This window comes from Streptomyces sp. NPDC002092, assembly GCF_053593775.1.
Genome location: NZ_JBSFDG010000007.1, coordinates 257,385 through 271,629 on the forward strand (window position 1 = coordinate 257,385; position 14,245 = coordinate 271,629).

13 protein-coding genes, 1 pseudogene and 1 riboswitch are annotated in these 14,245 nt (G+C 70.6%); of the genes and pseudogenes, 7 read left to right on the forward strand and 7 right to left on the reverse strand.

Translation table 11 applies throughout. The features are described 5' to 3' along the window. Positions 1–31 precede the first annotated feature (31 nt). The 3 genes and pseudogenes from ACWCRD_RS18405 to ACWCRD_RS18415 all read left to right on the forward strand — a co-directional run. Positions 32–1,075 (forward strand): Gfo/Idh/MocA family oxidoreductase, encoded by a 1,044-nt coding sequence (locus tag ACWCRD_RS18405; RefSeq protein WP_450966846.1) that lies wholly within the window; start codon positions 32–34, stop codon positions 1,073–1,075. 172 nt (positions 1,076–1,247) lie between these two features. Further along, complete coding sequence (locus tag ACWCRD_RS18410; RefSeq protein ID WP_055705507.1) at positions 1,248–2,288, forward strand: LacI family DNA-binding transcriptional regulator; 1,041 nt, start codon at positions 1,248–1,250, stop codon at positions 2,286–2,288. Between the two features lie 654 nt (positions 2,289–2,942). Then, positions 2,943–3,626, forward strand: a pseudogene (locus ACWCRD_RS18415) (IS701 family transposase); the annotation flags it as partial. Between the two features lie 366 nt (positions 3,627–3,992). Here ACWCRD_RS18415 and ACWCRD_RS18420 read toward each other — a convergent pair. The 3 genes from ACWCRD_RS18420 to ACWCRD_RS18430 form a co-directional block, all read right to left on the reverse strand. Then, positions 3,993–5,207: an acyl-CoA dehydrogenase family protein gene (locus tag ACWCRD_RS18420; protein ID WP_450966847.1), complete on the reverse strand. Its 1,215-nt coding sequence runs from the start codon at positions 5,205–5,207 to the stop codon at positions 3,993–3,995. Positions 5,208–5,346: 139 nt separating this feature from the next. Next, positions 5,347–6,102: a CbtA family protein gene (locus ACWCRD_RS18425; RefSeq protein WP_450966848.1), complete on the reverse strand. Its 756-nt coding sequence runs from the start codon at positions 6,100–6,102 to the stop codon at positions 5,347–5,349. A 25-nt stretch (positions 6,103–6,127) separates the two neighbouring features. Next, positions 6,128–6,349 carry a CbtB domain-containing protein gene (locus ACWCRD_RS18430; protein ID WP_398953592.1) on the reverse strand — a complete coding sequence of 74 codons (222 nt, stop codon included), beginning with the start codon at positions 6,347–6,349 and terminating at the stop codon, positions 6,128–6,130. 35 nt (positions 6,350–6,384) lie between these two features. After that, a riboswitch (cobalamin riboswitch) is annotated at positions 6,385–6,513 on the reverse strand. Positions 6,514–6,645: 132 nt separating this feature from the next. On the opposite strand from ACWCRD_RS18430, the gene ACWCRD_RS18435 reads away from it, so the two are divergent. After that, positions 6,646–7,221, forward strand: a complete 576-nt coding sequence (locus tag ACWCRD_RS18435) for a histidine phosphatase family protein (protein WP_450966849.1) — start codon at positions 6,646–6,648, stop codon at positions 7,219–7,221. 3 nt (positions 7,222–7,224) lie between these two features. Here ACWCRD_RS18435 and ACWCRD_RS18440 read toward each other — a convergent pair whose 3' ends face one another. Then, positions 7,225–7,596 carry a ferredoxin gene (locus ACWCRD_RS18440; RefSeq protein ID WP_450966850.1) on the reverse strand — a complete coding sequence of 124 codons (372 nt, stop codon included), beginning with the start codon at positions 7,594–7,596 and terminating at the stop codon, positions 7,225–7,227. A 99-nt stretch (positions 7,597–7,695) separates the two neighbouring features. On the opposite strand from ACWCRD_RS18440, the gene ACWCRD_RS18445 reads away from it, so the two are divergent. Further along, on the forward strand, positions 7,696–8,061 hold the full coding sequence (locus tag ACWCRD_RS18445; RefSeq protein ID WP_450966851.1) for a DUF6479 family protein: 366 nt from the start codon (positions 7,696–7,698) through the stop codon (positions 8,059–8,061). 94 nt (positions 8,062–8,155) lie between these two features. On the opposite strand, the gene ACWCRD_RS18450 is transcribed toward ACWCRD_RS18445, so the two are convergent. The 3 genes from ACWCRD_RS18450 to ACWCRD_RS18460 all read right to left on the reverse strand — a co-directional run bounded on the left by ACWCRD_RS18450 (position 8,156) and on the right by ACWCRD_RS18460 (position 12,264). After that, positions 8,156–8,764 carry a TetR/AcrR family transcriptional regulator gene (locus ACWCRD_RS18450; RefSeq protein ID WP_450966852.1) on the reverse strand — a complete coding sequence of 203 codons (609 nt, stop codon included), beginning with the start codon at positions 8,762–8,764 and terminating at the stop codon, positions 8,156–8,158. 27 nt (positions 8,765–8,791) lie between these two features. Next, complete coding sequence (locus tag ACWCRD_RS18455) at positions 8,792–10,852, reverse strand: galactose-binding domain-containing protein (RefSeq protein ID WP_450966853.1); 2,061 nt, start codon at positions 10,850–10,852, stop codon at positions 8,792–8,794. A gap of 299 nt (positions 10,853–11,151) precedes the next feature. Next, on the reverse strand, positions 11,152–12,264 hold the full coding sequence (locus tag ACWCRD_RS18460) for an MGDG synthase family glycosyltransferase (protein ID WP_450966854.1): 1,113 nt from the start codon (positions 12,262–12,264) through the stop codon (positions 11,152–11,154). A gap of 195 nt (positions 12,265–12,459) precedes the next feature. Between ACWCRD_RS18460 and ACWCRD_RS18465 the strand changes: the two genes are divergently transcribed. Continuing rightward, complete coding sequence (locus tag ACWCRD_RS18465) at positions 12,460–13,308, forward strand: SDR family NAD(P)-dependent oxidoreductase (RefSeq protein WP_450966855.1); 849 nt, start codon at positions 12,460–12,462, stop codon at positions 13,306–13,308. Positions 13,309–13,315: 7 nt separating this feature from the next. After that, positions 13,316–14,242 (forward strand): DMT family transporter, encoded by a 927-nt coding sequence (locus tag ACWCRD_RS18470; protein ID WP_450967022.1) that lies wholly within the window; start codon positions 13,316–13,318, stop codon positions 14,240–14,242. The last annotated feature ends 3 nt before the right edge of the window (positions 14,243–14,245 follow it).

Genomic DNA, 14,245 nt, shown 5'->3' on the forward strand with positions numbered 1-14,245 from the left:
AAGCCACGACGTAGATCACGGAGTATGTGCCATGACCTCCCCCCAGTCTTTCGCGGTCGGCCTCATCGGCGCCGGACGCATGGGCTCCTTCCACGCCGAGACCCTGGCCCGCCGCCTCCCCGGTGTACGGCTGGCCGCCATTGCCGATCCCGCACCCGGGGCCGCGAAGGCTCTGGCCGATCGTCTCGGCTGCCCCAAGACGTACACGGAGATCGGTGACCTGCTCGACGACCCCGAGATCGAGGCGGTCGTGATCGTCACGCCCGCCCGCACCCACGCCGGACTCATCGAGGCCGCAGCACGCGCCGGCAAGTCGGTCTTCTGCGAGAAGCCGATGGCCGTCACCCTCGACGAAGCCGACCGCGCCATCACCGCCGCACATGAGGCGGGCGTGGTGCTCCAGGTGGGCTTCAACCGCCGCTTCGACGTCGGCTTCCGCGCCGCCCACGAGAAGATCACCGCCGGTGACATCGGTACCCCGCAGCTGCTGCGTTCCCTCACCCGGGACCCCAACCTGCACGACCCGTCGCGCATCCCGCCGTGGACGATCTTCCTGGAGACGCTCATCCACGACTTCGACGTCCTGCGCTACCTCAACCCCGGCTCAGAGCCCGTCGAGGTCTTCGCCATGGCCGACGCCCTGGTCCGGCCCGACTTCAAGGACCACGGACTGCTCGACACGGCCGTGGTGACGATCCGCTTCGACAACGGCGCCATCGCCACGGCGGAGGCCAACTTCCAGGCGGTGTACGGCTATGACGTCCGCGGTGAGGTCAAGGGCTCGACCGGCATGCTCACCCTGGGTGACGTGCGCAGCAGCCACCTCACGTCCTACGGTGCGGCCGGCGCTGCCGCCGAGTGCGTCAGCTACGACCAGGATCTCTTCCACGCGGCCTACGTTGCCGAACTGGCCGAGTTCACCGACAGCGTCCGGGACAAGCGTGCTCCGTCGGTCACCGGCGAGGACGCTCGGGCCGCGCTGGGCATCGCCCTCGCCTCGATCGGTTCGATCACCACGGGCGGTGCGGTCAGCGTGGGTGACGTCAGGGAGAGCCCGGTGACAGTGCGGCCGTAGCACCGAGCACACGACGCCGACTCGGCGGCGCCTTCTCCAGCCCGAGCGGCCGCCGCCAGGGTCGTACCTCTCACGTCACCGTGCCGTTGCCGAGCCCTCTCCTGAAGCAACGCCCACATGGAACGTTCTACAATCGGTCCCCAGCAGACGAGACCGACCAGGAGAGGACAGGATGCCTGCGACCCCGGCGGTCCCGGACGGGAAGCGGCCGACGCTCGCCGACCTGGCGACGCGGGCAGGCGTGTCCACCGCGCTGGCCTCCATCGTGATGCGCGGGGCGAAGGGGGCCAGCGCCGCCACCCGCGAGCGTGTCCTGGAGGCCGCGCGGGAGATCGGCTACCGCCCGGACGCCCGGGCGAGACTGCTGCGCAGCCACCGCTCCCACCTGCTCGGCGTGCAGTTCGGCCTCCAGCATCCCTTCCACGCCGACCTGGTCGAGGGCATCTACGCCACCGCCGAACCAGCCGGATACCAGATCGCGCTTAGCGCCGTGAGCGCCGGACGGGGTGAGCAGCGTGCCGTCGAAACCCTGCTCGACGACCGCTGCGAGGCGCTGATCCTGCTGGGCCCACAGGCCCCCGCCTCACGGCTGACGGAGCTCGCCGGGCAATTGCCGGTCGTCTCTGTGGCCCGCCACCTGCGGCCACCCGTCCCCGGCCTGGAGGTCGTACGGACCGCCGACGACAAGGGCGCCCGCCAAGCGGTCGACCACCTCGTGGCGCTGGGCCACCGCGCCATCGCCCACATCGACGGCGGCAAGGCACCCGGCGCAGCCGACCGGCGACGCGGCTACCGCACCGCCATGAGCCGCCACGGTCTCACCGAGCACATCCGCGTCGTGCCCGGGGGCCTCACCGAGGCAGAGGGCGCCGAGGCCGCCCAGGTTCTCGCCGCCTCCCACCCGCGCCCCACCGCGGTCCTCGCCTTCAACGACCGCTGCGCGACCGGTGTCCTCGATGTCTTCCTCCGCAGCGGCATTCCCGTCCCCGGCGCCATCTCCGTCGTCGGCTTCGACGACAGCCATCTGGCCCGCCTGGCCCATATCGACCTCACCACCGTCGGGCAGGACATCCCCCGCCTCGCCCACCTCGCCGTGGACCGGGCCATCGCACGCCTGGACGGTCGCGACACCGGTACCGGGGAACAGGTGGTGGCTCCACACCTCGTGGTCCGGGGGACGACGGCCCCGCCCTCTACCGCACCGGCCACCTGAGCGTCGTCTGGGTCATCCTCGCACCGCACACAGTCCCACGCGCCTCCAATACCTGAGGAATGGGGTACAACGGCGAACTCGGCGACTTTCTCCGCTCCCGTCGCCCCCTCCTCACCCCGAACACCGCCGGACTGCCACCGGGCGCGGGGCGCGCCGGGTGCCCAAGCCGTGAGGAGGTCGCGCCCCTGGCGTGTGTCACCACCCGCTACACCCGCCTGGAGCAGGGCCGCCACCCGCACCTCTCCGAAGCCGTCCCTCCGTCCCCCACGCCCTGCGTCTCGACGACGAACGCGGCTACCTCTTCGCCCTCACCCGCCCCGCGTCCCACCGCCCCGTAGCGCCGACGCACGCCCCGAGCGGAGCGGACCCGGTCCGCGGCCCACGGCCCGCCAGAGGCTGGAGTTCACCGCGCTTCGAGGCATTCCCGGTGACCAGGTGCGTGCTCGGCGGACGCGGCACGGAGCAAGAAGTGCCCGACACAGTCATCACTTCCTTTTGCCAGGTTTGCCGAGGCGTGACAAAACGGCCTGCCGGACATGTCCACTGTCACCTCGCAGGCACTCCACACGTCGCCTTCCGGCTGGCCCAGTCGCACCTAGGGACTTTCGTTTGGATCACCGTGCGGACCAAAGGAAGATGCCTGCGATGTAGAGCGATTGCTATCTGCGGGGGCTGATGCTGGACGGCCGGCGCAAGTCGATCCAGCCGATGGCGCAGCGGCTGCCGGACGGGAACATGCAGGCCCTGGAGCAGTTCGTCAACCAGTCGCCGTGGCAGCGGACGCCGGTGCGGCGGCGGATCGACGAGCGGCTGGTCCAGGTCGTCAAGCCCGAGGTGTGGGTCATCGACGACGTCGCGTTTCCCAAGTGCGGGCGGGCGTCGGTGGGGGTGGCCCGGCAGTACTGCGGGGCACTGGGGAATCGGGCCACCTGCCAGGTCGCCGTCAGTGTGCATGCGGCCACGGATACCGCCTCCTGCCCACTGGAATGGGAATTGTTCCTACCCGAGGAACGGGCGCACGACACGCGGCGTCGCACGGCTGCGGGCGTGCCCGATGAGGTGGGGCATGTGCCCAAGCCCCGCCTGCCCCTGGGGCTGCTGGAGAGGCTGGCGGGTTGGCTTCCGTCGGTGCCGGTGATTGTGGCCGACTGCGGATACGGCCGCAGTGTCTGCTTCCGCCTGGCCCTGGAGGAACGCGGCTGGTCCTACATCGTCGCTGTCGAGCCCAAGGAGATCGCCCGCCCGGCCGGTGCCAAGCCGGAGCTGCCGCCCTACCAGGGATGGGGCCCGCCCACGTTGCCGCGCTATCGCGAGCCGGCCCGCCCCCTGCACCAACTGATCGATGCGCACACCCGCTTCGAGGACGTCACCTGACGAGAGGGCAGCAGGGCTCAGTCATCCACCGCCCTCGAGTCCGCGAACGGCATCTCCAAGATCCCCGCCAGAACGGCCGCTGCCGATGGTGTACGCCCACGGGCAACCTCGGACGCGGCGCCAGCGGAGAACTTCAGCCCTGCAGGCGGTAAGTTCTCGATCTTGAGTTGGAGCCGCCATCACCGCGAAGTCGCAGTCGACGGCGTTCCCAGTGTGCTCGCGTCGAAGTGCCAACTGCCGCATCACGGCTCGGCCGTCATCCTGATCCCACAGAATCACGGTGCCAACTATCCTCGGTATGTGACAACTAAGGTCTGTGGTCACAGCAGGCTAACGCCGGACCCTCGGCATCCCCAGACCGATCCACGAGATGATCTCCCGCTGGATCTCGTTGTTGCCGCCGCCGAAGGTGAAGATCACGGCGGAGCGGTAGCCGCGCTCCAGTTCGCCGTGGAGGACCGCACCGGCGGAGCCCTCCTTCAGTGCGCCCGCCGCGCCGACGATCTCCATCAGCCAGGCATAGGCGTCCCGGCGCGCCTCGGAGCCGTAGACCTTGACCGCGGAGGCGTCCTGCGGGGTGAGCGTGCCGTTCTGGACGGCGTGCACCATCCGCCAGTTGAGCAGTTTCATCGCGTCGAGCCTGGTGTGGGTCTGGGCGAGGCGGCGGCGCACCCAGGGCAGGTCGATCACGCGGCGGCCGTCGGCGAGTTTGGTCTCCGTGGCCCAGCGCTGCACGTCCTGCAGCGCCCGGATGGCCATGGTGCCGTGGGCGGCGAGGGTGACGCGCTCGTGGTTGAGCTGGTTGGTGATCAGCCGCCAGCCCTGGTTCTCGGCGCCGACACGGCGGGAGACGGGGACGCGGATGTTCTCGTAGTAGCTGGCCGTGGTGTCGTGCGAGGCGAGGGTGTTGATGAGGGTGCAGGAGTAGCCGGGGTCGGTGGTGGGGACGAGGAGCATGGTGATGCCCTTGTGGGGCGGGGCGTCGGGGTCGGTGCGGGTCGCCAGCCACACCCAGTCCGCGGTGTCGCCGTTGGTGGTCCAGATCTTCTGCCCGTTGACGACGTACTCTCCCCCACTCTCGAATTCGCTCGAGCGGGAGGTGCCCCCATCGTCGCGTACGGCGCGCGTCTTCAGGGACGCGAGATCGGTCCCCGCGTCGGGCTCGCTGTAGCCGATCGCGAAGTCGATCTCGCCGGCGAGGATCTTGGGCAGGAAGTACGCCTTCTGTTCGTCCGTGCCGAACTGCATGATCGTCGGGCCGACGGTGTTCAGCGCCATCAGCGGCAGCGGTACGCCGGCCTGGGCGGCCTCGTCGAAGAAGATGAACTGCTCCATGGCGGTGAGCCCGCGCCCGCCGTACTCCTTCGGCCAGCCCACGCCGAGCCAGCCGTCCGTGCCCAGGCGCCGGATGGTCTGGCGGTAGAAGCGTTTCTGGGCGGCCGGGTCGCCGTGCCGGGCGTAGGCGTTGTCCGGCACCAACTCGGCGAAGTACGAGCGCAGTTCGGTGCGCAGCCGCTGCTGCTCGGGCGTGTATTCGAGGTGCACGGCGCCTCCAGGCTTCCCAGGCCGGTCCTGACGGCGCACACCGTAGAACGTGTTCCAGAAATTGGGAATGGCGAGGGACAGGGAAAGGGCCCCTGGTCGATGACCGGGGGCCCTTTGCCGAGTGACCTGGTGGAACCGGTCAGTGGGCGACGGGAGTTGCCTGGGTGGCGCCGTTCGCCCGCACCGGTTCCGGGACGAGAAGGCGCTCCGCCAGCACCCCGAAGACCAGCCCGAAGGAGGTCCACAGGGTCAACTGGACGGCCAGGGCCGCCAGCCGGAACTGCCACAGCAGGGTGGCGGAGAAGTCCTTGGGGACCTCGTTGAAGGACGGCAGGAACGCGTACGCGAGCCCGATGGCGAGGACGAGGAACGCGCCCGCGGCGAGCGTCGCGTTCCAGTTGCCCAGGCGGGGCGCGAGGCGCTTGCCCAGGATGACGGCGGCGACGGCCAGCAGCACGCTCAGCACCACCATCAGGAAGTACAGCGTGGTGCGCTTGCCGATGGTGTCGGGGTCGCCGACGGACGGCGGGTTGGCCGGGTACTTCAGGAACGGCACGACGTACACGCTGATCAGCCCGGCGGCCGCCAGGAGCAGCGCGCTCGCGCGCGGCCCGAAGCGGCCGATGCGGCCGAGCGCGAAGCAGTACGCGAGGGCGGCGATGCCACCGAACGCGACGCCGTAGACCAGGACACCGGTGGACAGGCCCGCGGTGGACTGCATCGTGCGGCTGACGGCTTCGACGCCGTGCTCATGGGAGTGCGCCTCCTCGTAGGCGATGGCCGCGTCCACGCGCGGTTCACCGAGGAAGTAGGCGACGACGAGGGCGAGCAGGCCCGCGGCGAGTCCCGCGAGCATGCCGCGCACCAGGAGGTTGCGGACGGTTGCCGAGTTCATGGGCGGCTGTGCTTTCTCGCCGCCCTCAGTGGCAGGGGAAGCCGAGCAGGTGGCGGGCGTCGTGCACCCACTCGTGGACGTTGTCCCCGCTCATCACGGAGGTGGCGCCCTGCTCGGCGCCGACGAAGTAGAGCAGAACCAGCATCAGGATGCCGAAGAAGACCGCCCAGGGGACGATCGCGCCGATCGGCAGCTTTGCCGGTACGGCGGTGGGGGTGGTGGTCGGCTGAGCGACAGACTGCGCCATGGCAGGCCCTCCTGGGGAACTCGCGTCCCGTCTCGGTGGTGCACGCGACGACGGGGCGGGTCTGACTCGCCCGGCACACACCCAGGGTGCGTGCCCGGCATACAGTGGCGCGACCGTGCCGGAATTCCACCGGCTTCCGCTGTGCCGTCGTCAATATCCACGAGAAGGTACCGCGAAGCAGAGGTGGGGCCAAGGGCGCACGGGACGGCCGTGAGCGCCCCCGGTGAGCCGCCTTCGCCGCCAGATCATGGTCAGTTCAAGGATTTCGGAGCGATCTCGAGCGCGGGAGTGGACACATGACGAGCCGAGTGATCTTGGTCTCACCTGCGATCACCGCGGCGCTCAGACAGGCCCGCTTCGACGACGGCTGCGCGCTGGACGCCGCCGGACTGCGGCAGGCACGGGCGGCCGCCGGCACGCTCCCGGCGGCGGAACGGGTCTGGGTCTCCCCCACCCTGCGCTGCCGCGAGACGGCCGTCGCTCTCGGCCTCGACGCCGTGGAGGCGCCGGAGTTGGCGGCACTGGATGCGGGCCGCTGGCGCGGTGCGACGCTGGCGGAGGTGAGCGAGCGTGAGCCGGAGGCGCTGGCCCGCTGGCTGTCGGACCCCGCCGCCGCGCCGCACGGCGGGGAGTCGGTGGTGGCGCTGTGCGACCGGGTGGCGGGCTGGCTGGAGACGGTCGCGCAGACGCACGGCCGGACCCTCGCCGTGGTCGAGCCCGAGGCCGCACGGGCCGCGGCGGTCCGGGCGCTCGGCGCGCCGGAGTCGGCGTTCTGGCGCGCGGACGTCCCGCCGCTGACGGCGATCGAGCTCAGCGGCAGGTCCGGGCGCTGGAACGTGCGCCTCGGGCAGCCGGTCGGGGCGCCGTGGTGAGCGTCAGTTCAGCGTGGCGAGGAATTCCGTGCACACATCGGCGCACTGCCGGCAGGCCTTCGCGCCGTCCTCGGCACCCGGCAGCCGGTCGAAGGCATGCGCGCACTCCAGGCACACGGTGCGGCACCACTCCACCTGGATGCGGATGGCGGCCTCGTCCAGGCGGTTCTGCTCGGACAGCACACGGCAGGTCGCGTCGCACACCTCCGCGCACATGATGCCCTTGCGTCGTACGAGTTCCTGCTCCTCCGTGCCGTCCGGGTCCACGAGGCTTGCGCGCAGAGCACACGCGCGTGCGCACTCGGTGCACGCCTGCGCACAGGCGAAGCGGTCCTCCAGGAAGCGGAAGAGCTCCTGCTGGGTCGTCGAAGTCACACCTGGCGGGTTGCCTTCGCCGATCGCCTCAAACACCGGTGACCGCGGTCCGGCCGCTCGGTTCGGTTGGCACCGGGTCCCATGGGTACCCGCGAGCCCATGAGCACCTCATGGATGGACATCGCCGCAGGCCGCGGCGCACTCGGAATCGGCCTGGTCGTCGTGGGGGTGGCGGTCGTGGCCCTGCTGATCGGTGCCTTCTTCCTGGGCGCCCGCATCCGTCGCCGCGAACCCGCTCCGCCACGCCCGGAGGATCAGCCGCAGCTGCCGGACGACGGCCCGGTCCGCGAGGTACAAGAGAACCGCGAACCCGCCGAGATCCCCCGCAGCGAGCACCGGCTCACCCCGCACGAGCTGCCCGGTCACGGCAATACACCGAGCAGGACGAGTGCCTCGCAGAAGCGGAAGCGCTGGAGCGAGGGCAACAGCGGGGCCTTCGGCAGCGGCGGACCGGGCACCCGCTGACCTCGGCACCGCCCCTCGCGAAGGGGAGGGCTGTCGTGCGTCTGCTGTGACCAGGGCCTGTCGTTCGGCTCCTCTGCTGTTCCGAACGACAGCTCTAGGCCCGGCGAAGATCGTCATCGACCAGGCCGGCGATGTGGGTCGTGACCGTGTCGAGGATGTCGGCCCAGGCCGACTGGTCGCCGAGGACGAGGTAGTTGAGCGTCAGCCCGTCGGTCATGGCGGCCAGATAGCGGGCCAGCACCGACGCGGGGACGGCAAGTCGGAGGCCCATGGTGCGGCGCAGCCCGTCGATGAGCTCGGTGTAGGCGGCGCCGTACAGCTCGTACTGCCGTCGCGCCAGGTGCTCGAAACCCGGCTCGCGCAGGGCGTACTGGGTGAGTTCGTACGTAAGCATGTGCTCGTCGGGGTGGCTGCGGACGTGGTCCCAGTACGCCTGGAAACCGGCCCGGACGGTCTCCTCCAGCGTGGCCCTGGGCCGCAGGACCTCCTTCACCACGGTCACCGAGTGATCGGTGAGGGTGGTGATGACGGCCTCGACCAGGGCCTGCTTGGAGTCGAAGCAGTAGTGGAAGACGCTCAGGGACACGCCCGCCTCGGCGGCGATGGACCGGGTCGTCGTCCTGGCGACACCGTCCCGGGCCATCGCCCTGATCGCCGCTTCCGTCAGCTGTCTGCGCCGCTCGGCCGACGGCATGCGTGCCATGTGTGTCCTCGGGGGTGGTGACGGACCTCAGGCGCTGTGGACGCCCACTTCGTACAGCGAGTATCCCCAGTCGGTGCCGCGCTGCAGGCCGTGGATGCGGACGTAGCGGGCCGGTGTGCCAGTGAAGCGGGCGGTGTCCAGACCGCCGTCGCCGGACGTGGTGGACCAGACGGTCTGCCAGTCGGTGCCGTCGGTGGAGAGTTCGATGCGGTACGACTTGCCGTATGCACGCTCCCAGGCCAGCGTGACCCGGCTGACCCGGTGGGTCGCGCCCAGGTCGACCTGCCACCACTGGTCGTCGCTCCAGTCGCTCGCCCAGCGGGTGCCGTCGTCACCGTCGACGGCCCGGCCCGGCTGGTAGCTGGTGAACGGATTCCACTCGGACGAACTGGCGGTGGCGGTCGCGCCCTTGGCGAGGTTGACGGATGCCTGGTGCTGCTCGGTCGCCCCCCAGGTGTCGAGGTAGGACTCGGCGCCCCGCATCAGGTCGTTCACCACGCCCTGGCCACCGTTGAGCCGGATGTCCTCGATCCAGTCGGGGATCATGCCGACGTGGGCCGCACCGTCGGTGTTGAAGTCGAAGGTGCGCTCACCGGTTGTCTGCCGGTCGATGACCGAGCCGCCGTCTGCGCTCCTGAAGGGGTACGTGACCTTGTTGGGGGCGTCGGCACCGCGCGGGGCCGGGTGGTCGCCGATGCCGTTGAAGTCGGTCCCGTAGCCGTAGCCCACGTGGTACTTGTCGCGCAGCGCCTTGGTGCGGGCGGCCTCCGCGACGAACCCCTGGGAGCCGTGCATGTACTGGGCGACGAAGCCGCCGAGGGAGTAGACGCGCTCGGTCCAGTTCAGGTCCATCCAGCTGTGCGAGGAGAGCACGCCGGGGTAGGACGCGGCCTCGAAGATGTCCAGTGCCTGGCCGACCGCCTTGACGCTCATGTGGTCGATCTCCAGCATCATCTTGCGTTTCATCATGCCGTGAACGGCGTAGGCGCCGAGGTCGGTGAGGCCGCGTTTGTTGCACTGGGCGTCGGAGTCGTACGAGGGGACGTCCACACCTGCCGGCAGGTCCTTCTCCGCGGCGGAGGAGGCGTTGCCGATGGGGTTGTCGTGCTGGGGGCCGGTGCACTTCTCGGTCTGCCAGAAGGTGCCGGTGGACAGGAACTGCCCTACGTTGATGGCCGTTCCGAGGCCGCCCGAGTCGAAGCGGACGCCGCACAGCGCGTTGTCGAACTTGTGGCACAGGAACATCGAGCGCACCCCGAGCCCGTACAGCTCGTCGAGGCCCTTGTCGATGTCGGCCTTGCTGCACTGCGGTATGTCGAGGACCTGCTTGCAGCCGAACGGCTCGGAGGTCTCCACGCCCAGGACGACGGCCAGCTTGCCCTGCTTGATCACCTCGCGGGCCTGTGCGCTGTCGGTGACGATGCGGAACCAGCCCTTGCCGGGGCCGCCGTACATCTTGTCGATGTAGTCCTGCAGTTGGTACGTCAGCTTGGCCTGCAGCCGGATGGAGGTCATCTCGTCGCAGCCGCGGTCCTTGAAGGGGTAGACCGAGCAGATCATGCCGTTGGTGACGAGGTCGTTGACCAGCACCCGCTGCCCGCCGCGCCAGGCCCGCTCCAGCCAGGCGTAATAGTTCGCCTGATGGGTCATCGAGTCGTACGCCGGCCAGTCCTTGAAGGTCGGCCAGCCGACCGGGTCGTGCCTGCCGTCGCCGCCGTGGGTGATGTAGTCGAAGACCGCGAGGGAGCCGTCGGGATAGTGCTCGGGACAGTCCTTGAGCGCGTCGGCGACCCCGGCCTCGGAGAACACCTTCCCGCAGATCAGCCGCCCGCCGAAGGCCTCGTTGGAGAACAGGTGGTTGTGCGCGTCGATGAATCCGCGTACGTCGCCCGTGGCATCGGTGCCGGTGAAGGGCTCACCGGTGACGTTGACCTGGGCGTCCGGGGCCGGGGGCGAGGTCGGGATCCACCAGTCGTTTCCGGCCGCGGAACTCGGCGTGGGGCCGAAGGCCAGGGCCAGGAGGAAGAGAAGCAGCGACAGCACGGTGACGTTCTTGCGTCTGCGGTACGAGCGTCGAGTCGGCGTCACGGCCCACGTCCCTCGGTCGGCGGGATCGCGCGGTCGACGACCGCCCTGAGGTTGTCATGACCAGCGCAACATATGGGACGAGGATCGGGGCGGGCACCTTCCGAGTCAAGGGTCCGGGACGCTTGACCTGATGGCGTGGTTCTTCAGCAGCGGTTCCCTCGACGCCCGGCAGAGACATCACCCTCGGAGGCTGTCCGTAGGGGGGAAGGGGCCATCGCGTGCGCAGCCGCGTGGTCGGCGGGATCAGCGGGCGCTCGGCCAGTGCCCGGTGGGCTGCCCGACTGTACGTACCCCGCGGATCACCTGACCGGAAGGTCGGCAAGTGCCGCCACCCGGCCCAGCGCATCCCCCTGGAACAGCGCACGCCCATGGGCGATTCTGCGGTCCCGGGCCGAGCCGTCCGTCGACAGTCTCTCGAGCGCCCTCAGCAGGGCCGTGCCGTCCGGGGCCGTCTCCGAGACACCGAGCGCCGCCATCCGTCGTACACCGTCCGCGCCATGGCCGGGCAGCGGCCGGTGACCCACCACCGGTAGCCCGCAGGCGAGAGCCTGTACGGCGGTCTGACCGGCGGCGTTGTCCACCATGACGCGGGCCGCGCGCAACAGGCCGGGCATGTCGGTGACCCAGCCCAGGGCGAGCGCGCCCGGCACCCGTGCCATGCGGGCGCGCAGGCGCTCATTGCGGCCGCACAGCGCGACGGGGAGATAGCCGGCCGCGGTCAGCAGCCGAGCGGTCTCGTCCAGTCCCGAGGCGGCTCCCCATGCTCCGGCGGACAGCAGGACGGGCGTGCGCCCAGGGCCGTACCACTCGAAGCGTTGTCGCCAGGTCGCGGCCCCGGCGGCCGGCGCGAAGAAGTCGGGCGCCACGACCGGGCCGGTCGTCTCGACGGGGACGGCTGTGCTCCCCCGCACCACCCGCGCGGCATCGTCGGTCAGGCAGAGGTACAGGTCGTTGCCGGGATGGAGCCACTGCCGGTGCACGGCGAAGTCGGTCACGAAGACGGCGCTCGGCTGTCGCAGCCTTCCGAGGGCTCTCAGATGACCGGTCAGCTGCGCGGCAAGGTGGAATACGTCGACCACCACGTCGGCGCCCGTGCGTTCCACGAACTCCGTCAGACGGCTGCTCGCCAGGCGGGCCAGGGGGACACCGCTGGGACGATGCCCGGTGCCGGGTCGCAGCAGCGAGTTGTACAGACCGGCGTACGCCCAGGGGTAGTGCCGTATGGACGACTGGTAGAAGAGGCGCAGTCCGCTTCCCAGACCGAGTGGCAACAGTCGCAGGACGTCCAGGACATGCGCGTCATAGCCCTGTTCGCGGGCGCGCCGGACGAGTTCCCGGGCCACGGTGTCGTGGCCCTCTCCCATAGTCGCGCTGATGATCAGCAGCCGCAGCGGGCCGCTCGCCCGTGACATGGGGCGGCGCGGTACCGGCGAGGGTGAGTGCACGGCGTAGTGGGTCTCCCTTCGCGGCGCCGGTGAAACGCTCTCCCCGAATGTTTCGGCGGCCCGGGCCCTGGTAACTCTGGAGTAGCCTTCCCCGCCGAACGCCGGGAGCGCCGCGGACGGCTGCTTCTCGTGCGTTCACCCCTCGCTGCCGAGGATCCGCCCATGTCTCATGCTCCCTCCCCTGCCGGGACGGCCGACGTTTCGCGTACGCGCACGGCGTTCCCGCAGTCCTCGCCGGCACCCGGATCCCCGACCGACGGGGTCAAGCGCGCGGGCACGGCGCTCGTGACCGGAGCCTCCTCGGGTATCGGTGCCGCGGTGGCCCGCCGGCTGGCCGCCGAAGGGTGGAGGCTCGTCCTCAACGGGCGCGATGTGGCACGTCTGGAGCATGTCGCGGGGCTGGCCGGAGCGCGGGCCTTTCCCAGGGATCTCACCCGGCCCGGCGCCGAACGGCAGCTGGCCCGGTTCGCCCTGGCCGAGGTCGGGCGAGTGGATCTGCTGGTGGCCGGCGCAGGCATCGGCTGGGCCGGGGACTTCATCACCATGCCCGCGTCCGCCCTCGAGGAAGTCATCGAGGTCGATCTGCTGGCCACGCTCCGTCTGGTACGGCAGTTCGTGCCACACATGGTGGAGGCGGGGTCCGGACACGTGGTGCTCCTCGGGTCCCTGGCGCGGGCGGTAGGAGTGCGGGGTGAGGCCGTGTACTCGGCGGCAAAGGCAGCGCTGGGCACCTTCGCCGATGCCCTGCGCTATGAACTGCGCGGCACCGGCGTCGAGATCAGCCATGTGGTGCCCGGCGTGGTGGACACACCCTTCTTCGAACGGCGCGGCACTCCTTACCGGCGGTCGCACCCCAGACCGGTACCGCCCGAGCGAGTTGCGGACGCCGTGTGGACCGCGGTCTCCCGAGGGCGGGACGAGATCTACGTTCCCGGCTGGCTGCGGCTGCCCGTCCGGGTGCGCGGCGCGGCGCCGGCCCTGTACCGGCGGCTCGCCGCCGTGTTCGGGTGAATGGTGACTGCGCGTGCTCACCGTCGTCCTGGCACTGCTGGCGGCGCTGTCCAACGCCTCGGCCTCCGTGCTGCAGCGGCGGGCCGCGACCGATGAACCAGAAGGGGGAACCGGTCTTCGGCAGGCCGTGCGCTGGCTCGGGCATGTGCTGCGGCGACCCCACTGGGTGGCCGGTACCACGCTGCTCGCCCTGTCCACCGTTCTGCAGGCGGCCGCCCTGGGCACAGGGGGTCTGTCCCTCGTCCAGCCACTGCTCGCCGCGGAACTGCTGTTCACCCTTGTCGTCGGCAGCCTGGTCTTCCATCGCCGTCCGGACATCAGGACCTGGCTGGCGTTTGCCGCCCTTGCCGCCGGGCTCGCGATGTTCCTGGCGGCAGCCGCCCCCGCCTCCGGCCGGTCCACGGCCTCCGCGGGTCGCTGGCTGCCGCTCGCCGGGGTGCTGCCGGCTGCCGTGGCCGGGCTGGCAGTGGCCGCCCGCGCGGTTCGGGGGGCGCCCCGCGCGGCCCTGTTGGGGCTGGCGTCCGCCGTGTCCTTCGCCGCGACCGCCGCACTGCTCAAAGAGGTGACCGGCACCTTTCAGAACGGGCTGGGCGCCGTGTTCACGACATGGCATCCGTACGCCACCGCGGCGACGGGAGTCGTCGGATTCTTGTTGCTGCAGAGCGCGTTCCGGGCCGGCACGCTCGCCGCGTCCCAGCCCGCCCTCACCGTCGGTGACGCGTTGACGAGCGTGGCGCTGGGGTGGTTCCTGTTCGGAGAGCAGATCGAGCTCGGCGCGCGGATCGCGCCCGAGGTGGTCGGCGTGGTGCTCATGGGAGCGGGCAGCATCGGGCTGGCGCGTGCCCCGTCGGTCGCCGGCGGGTGGGACACGGCGCCGGGTGCGAGGGACGGACCGGGTGCCGACCCGCAAAGACCGGTACCTCAGGAATCCTGAAGC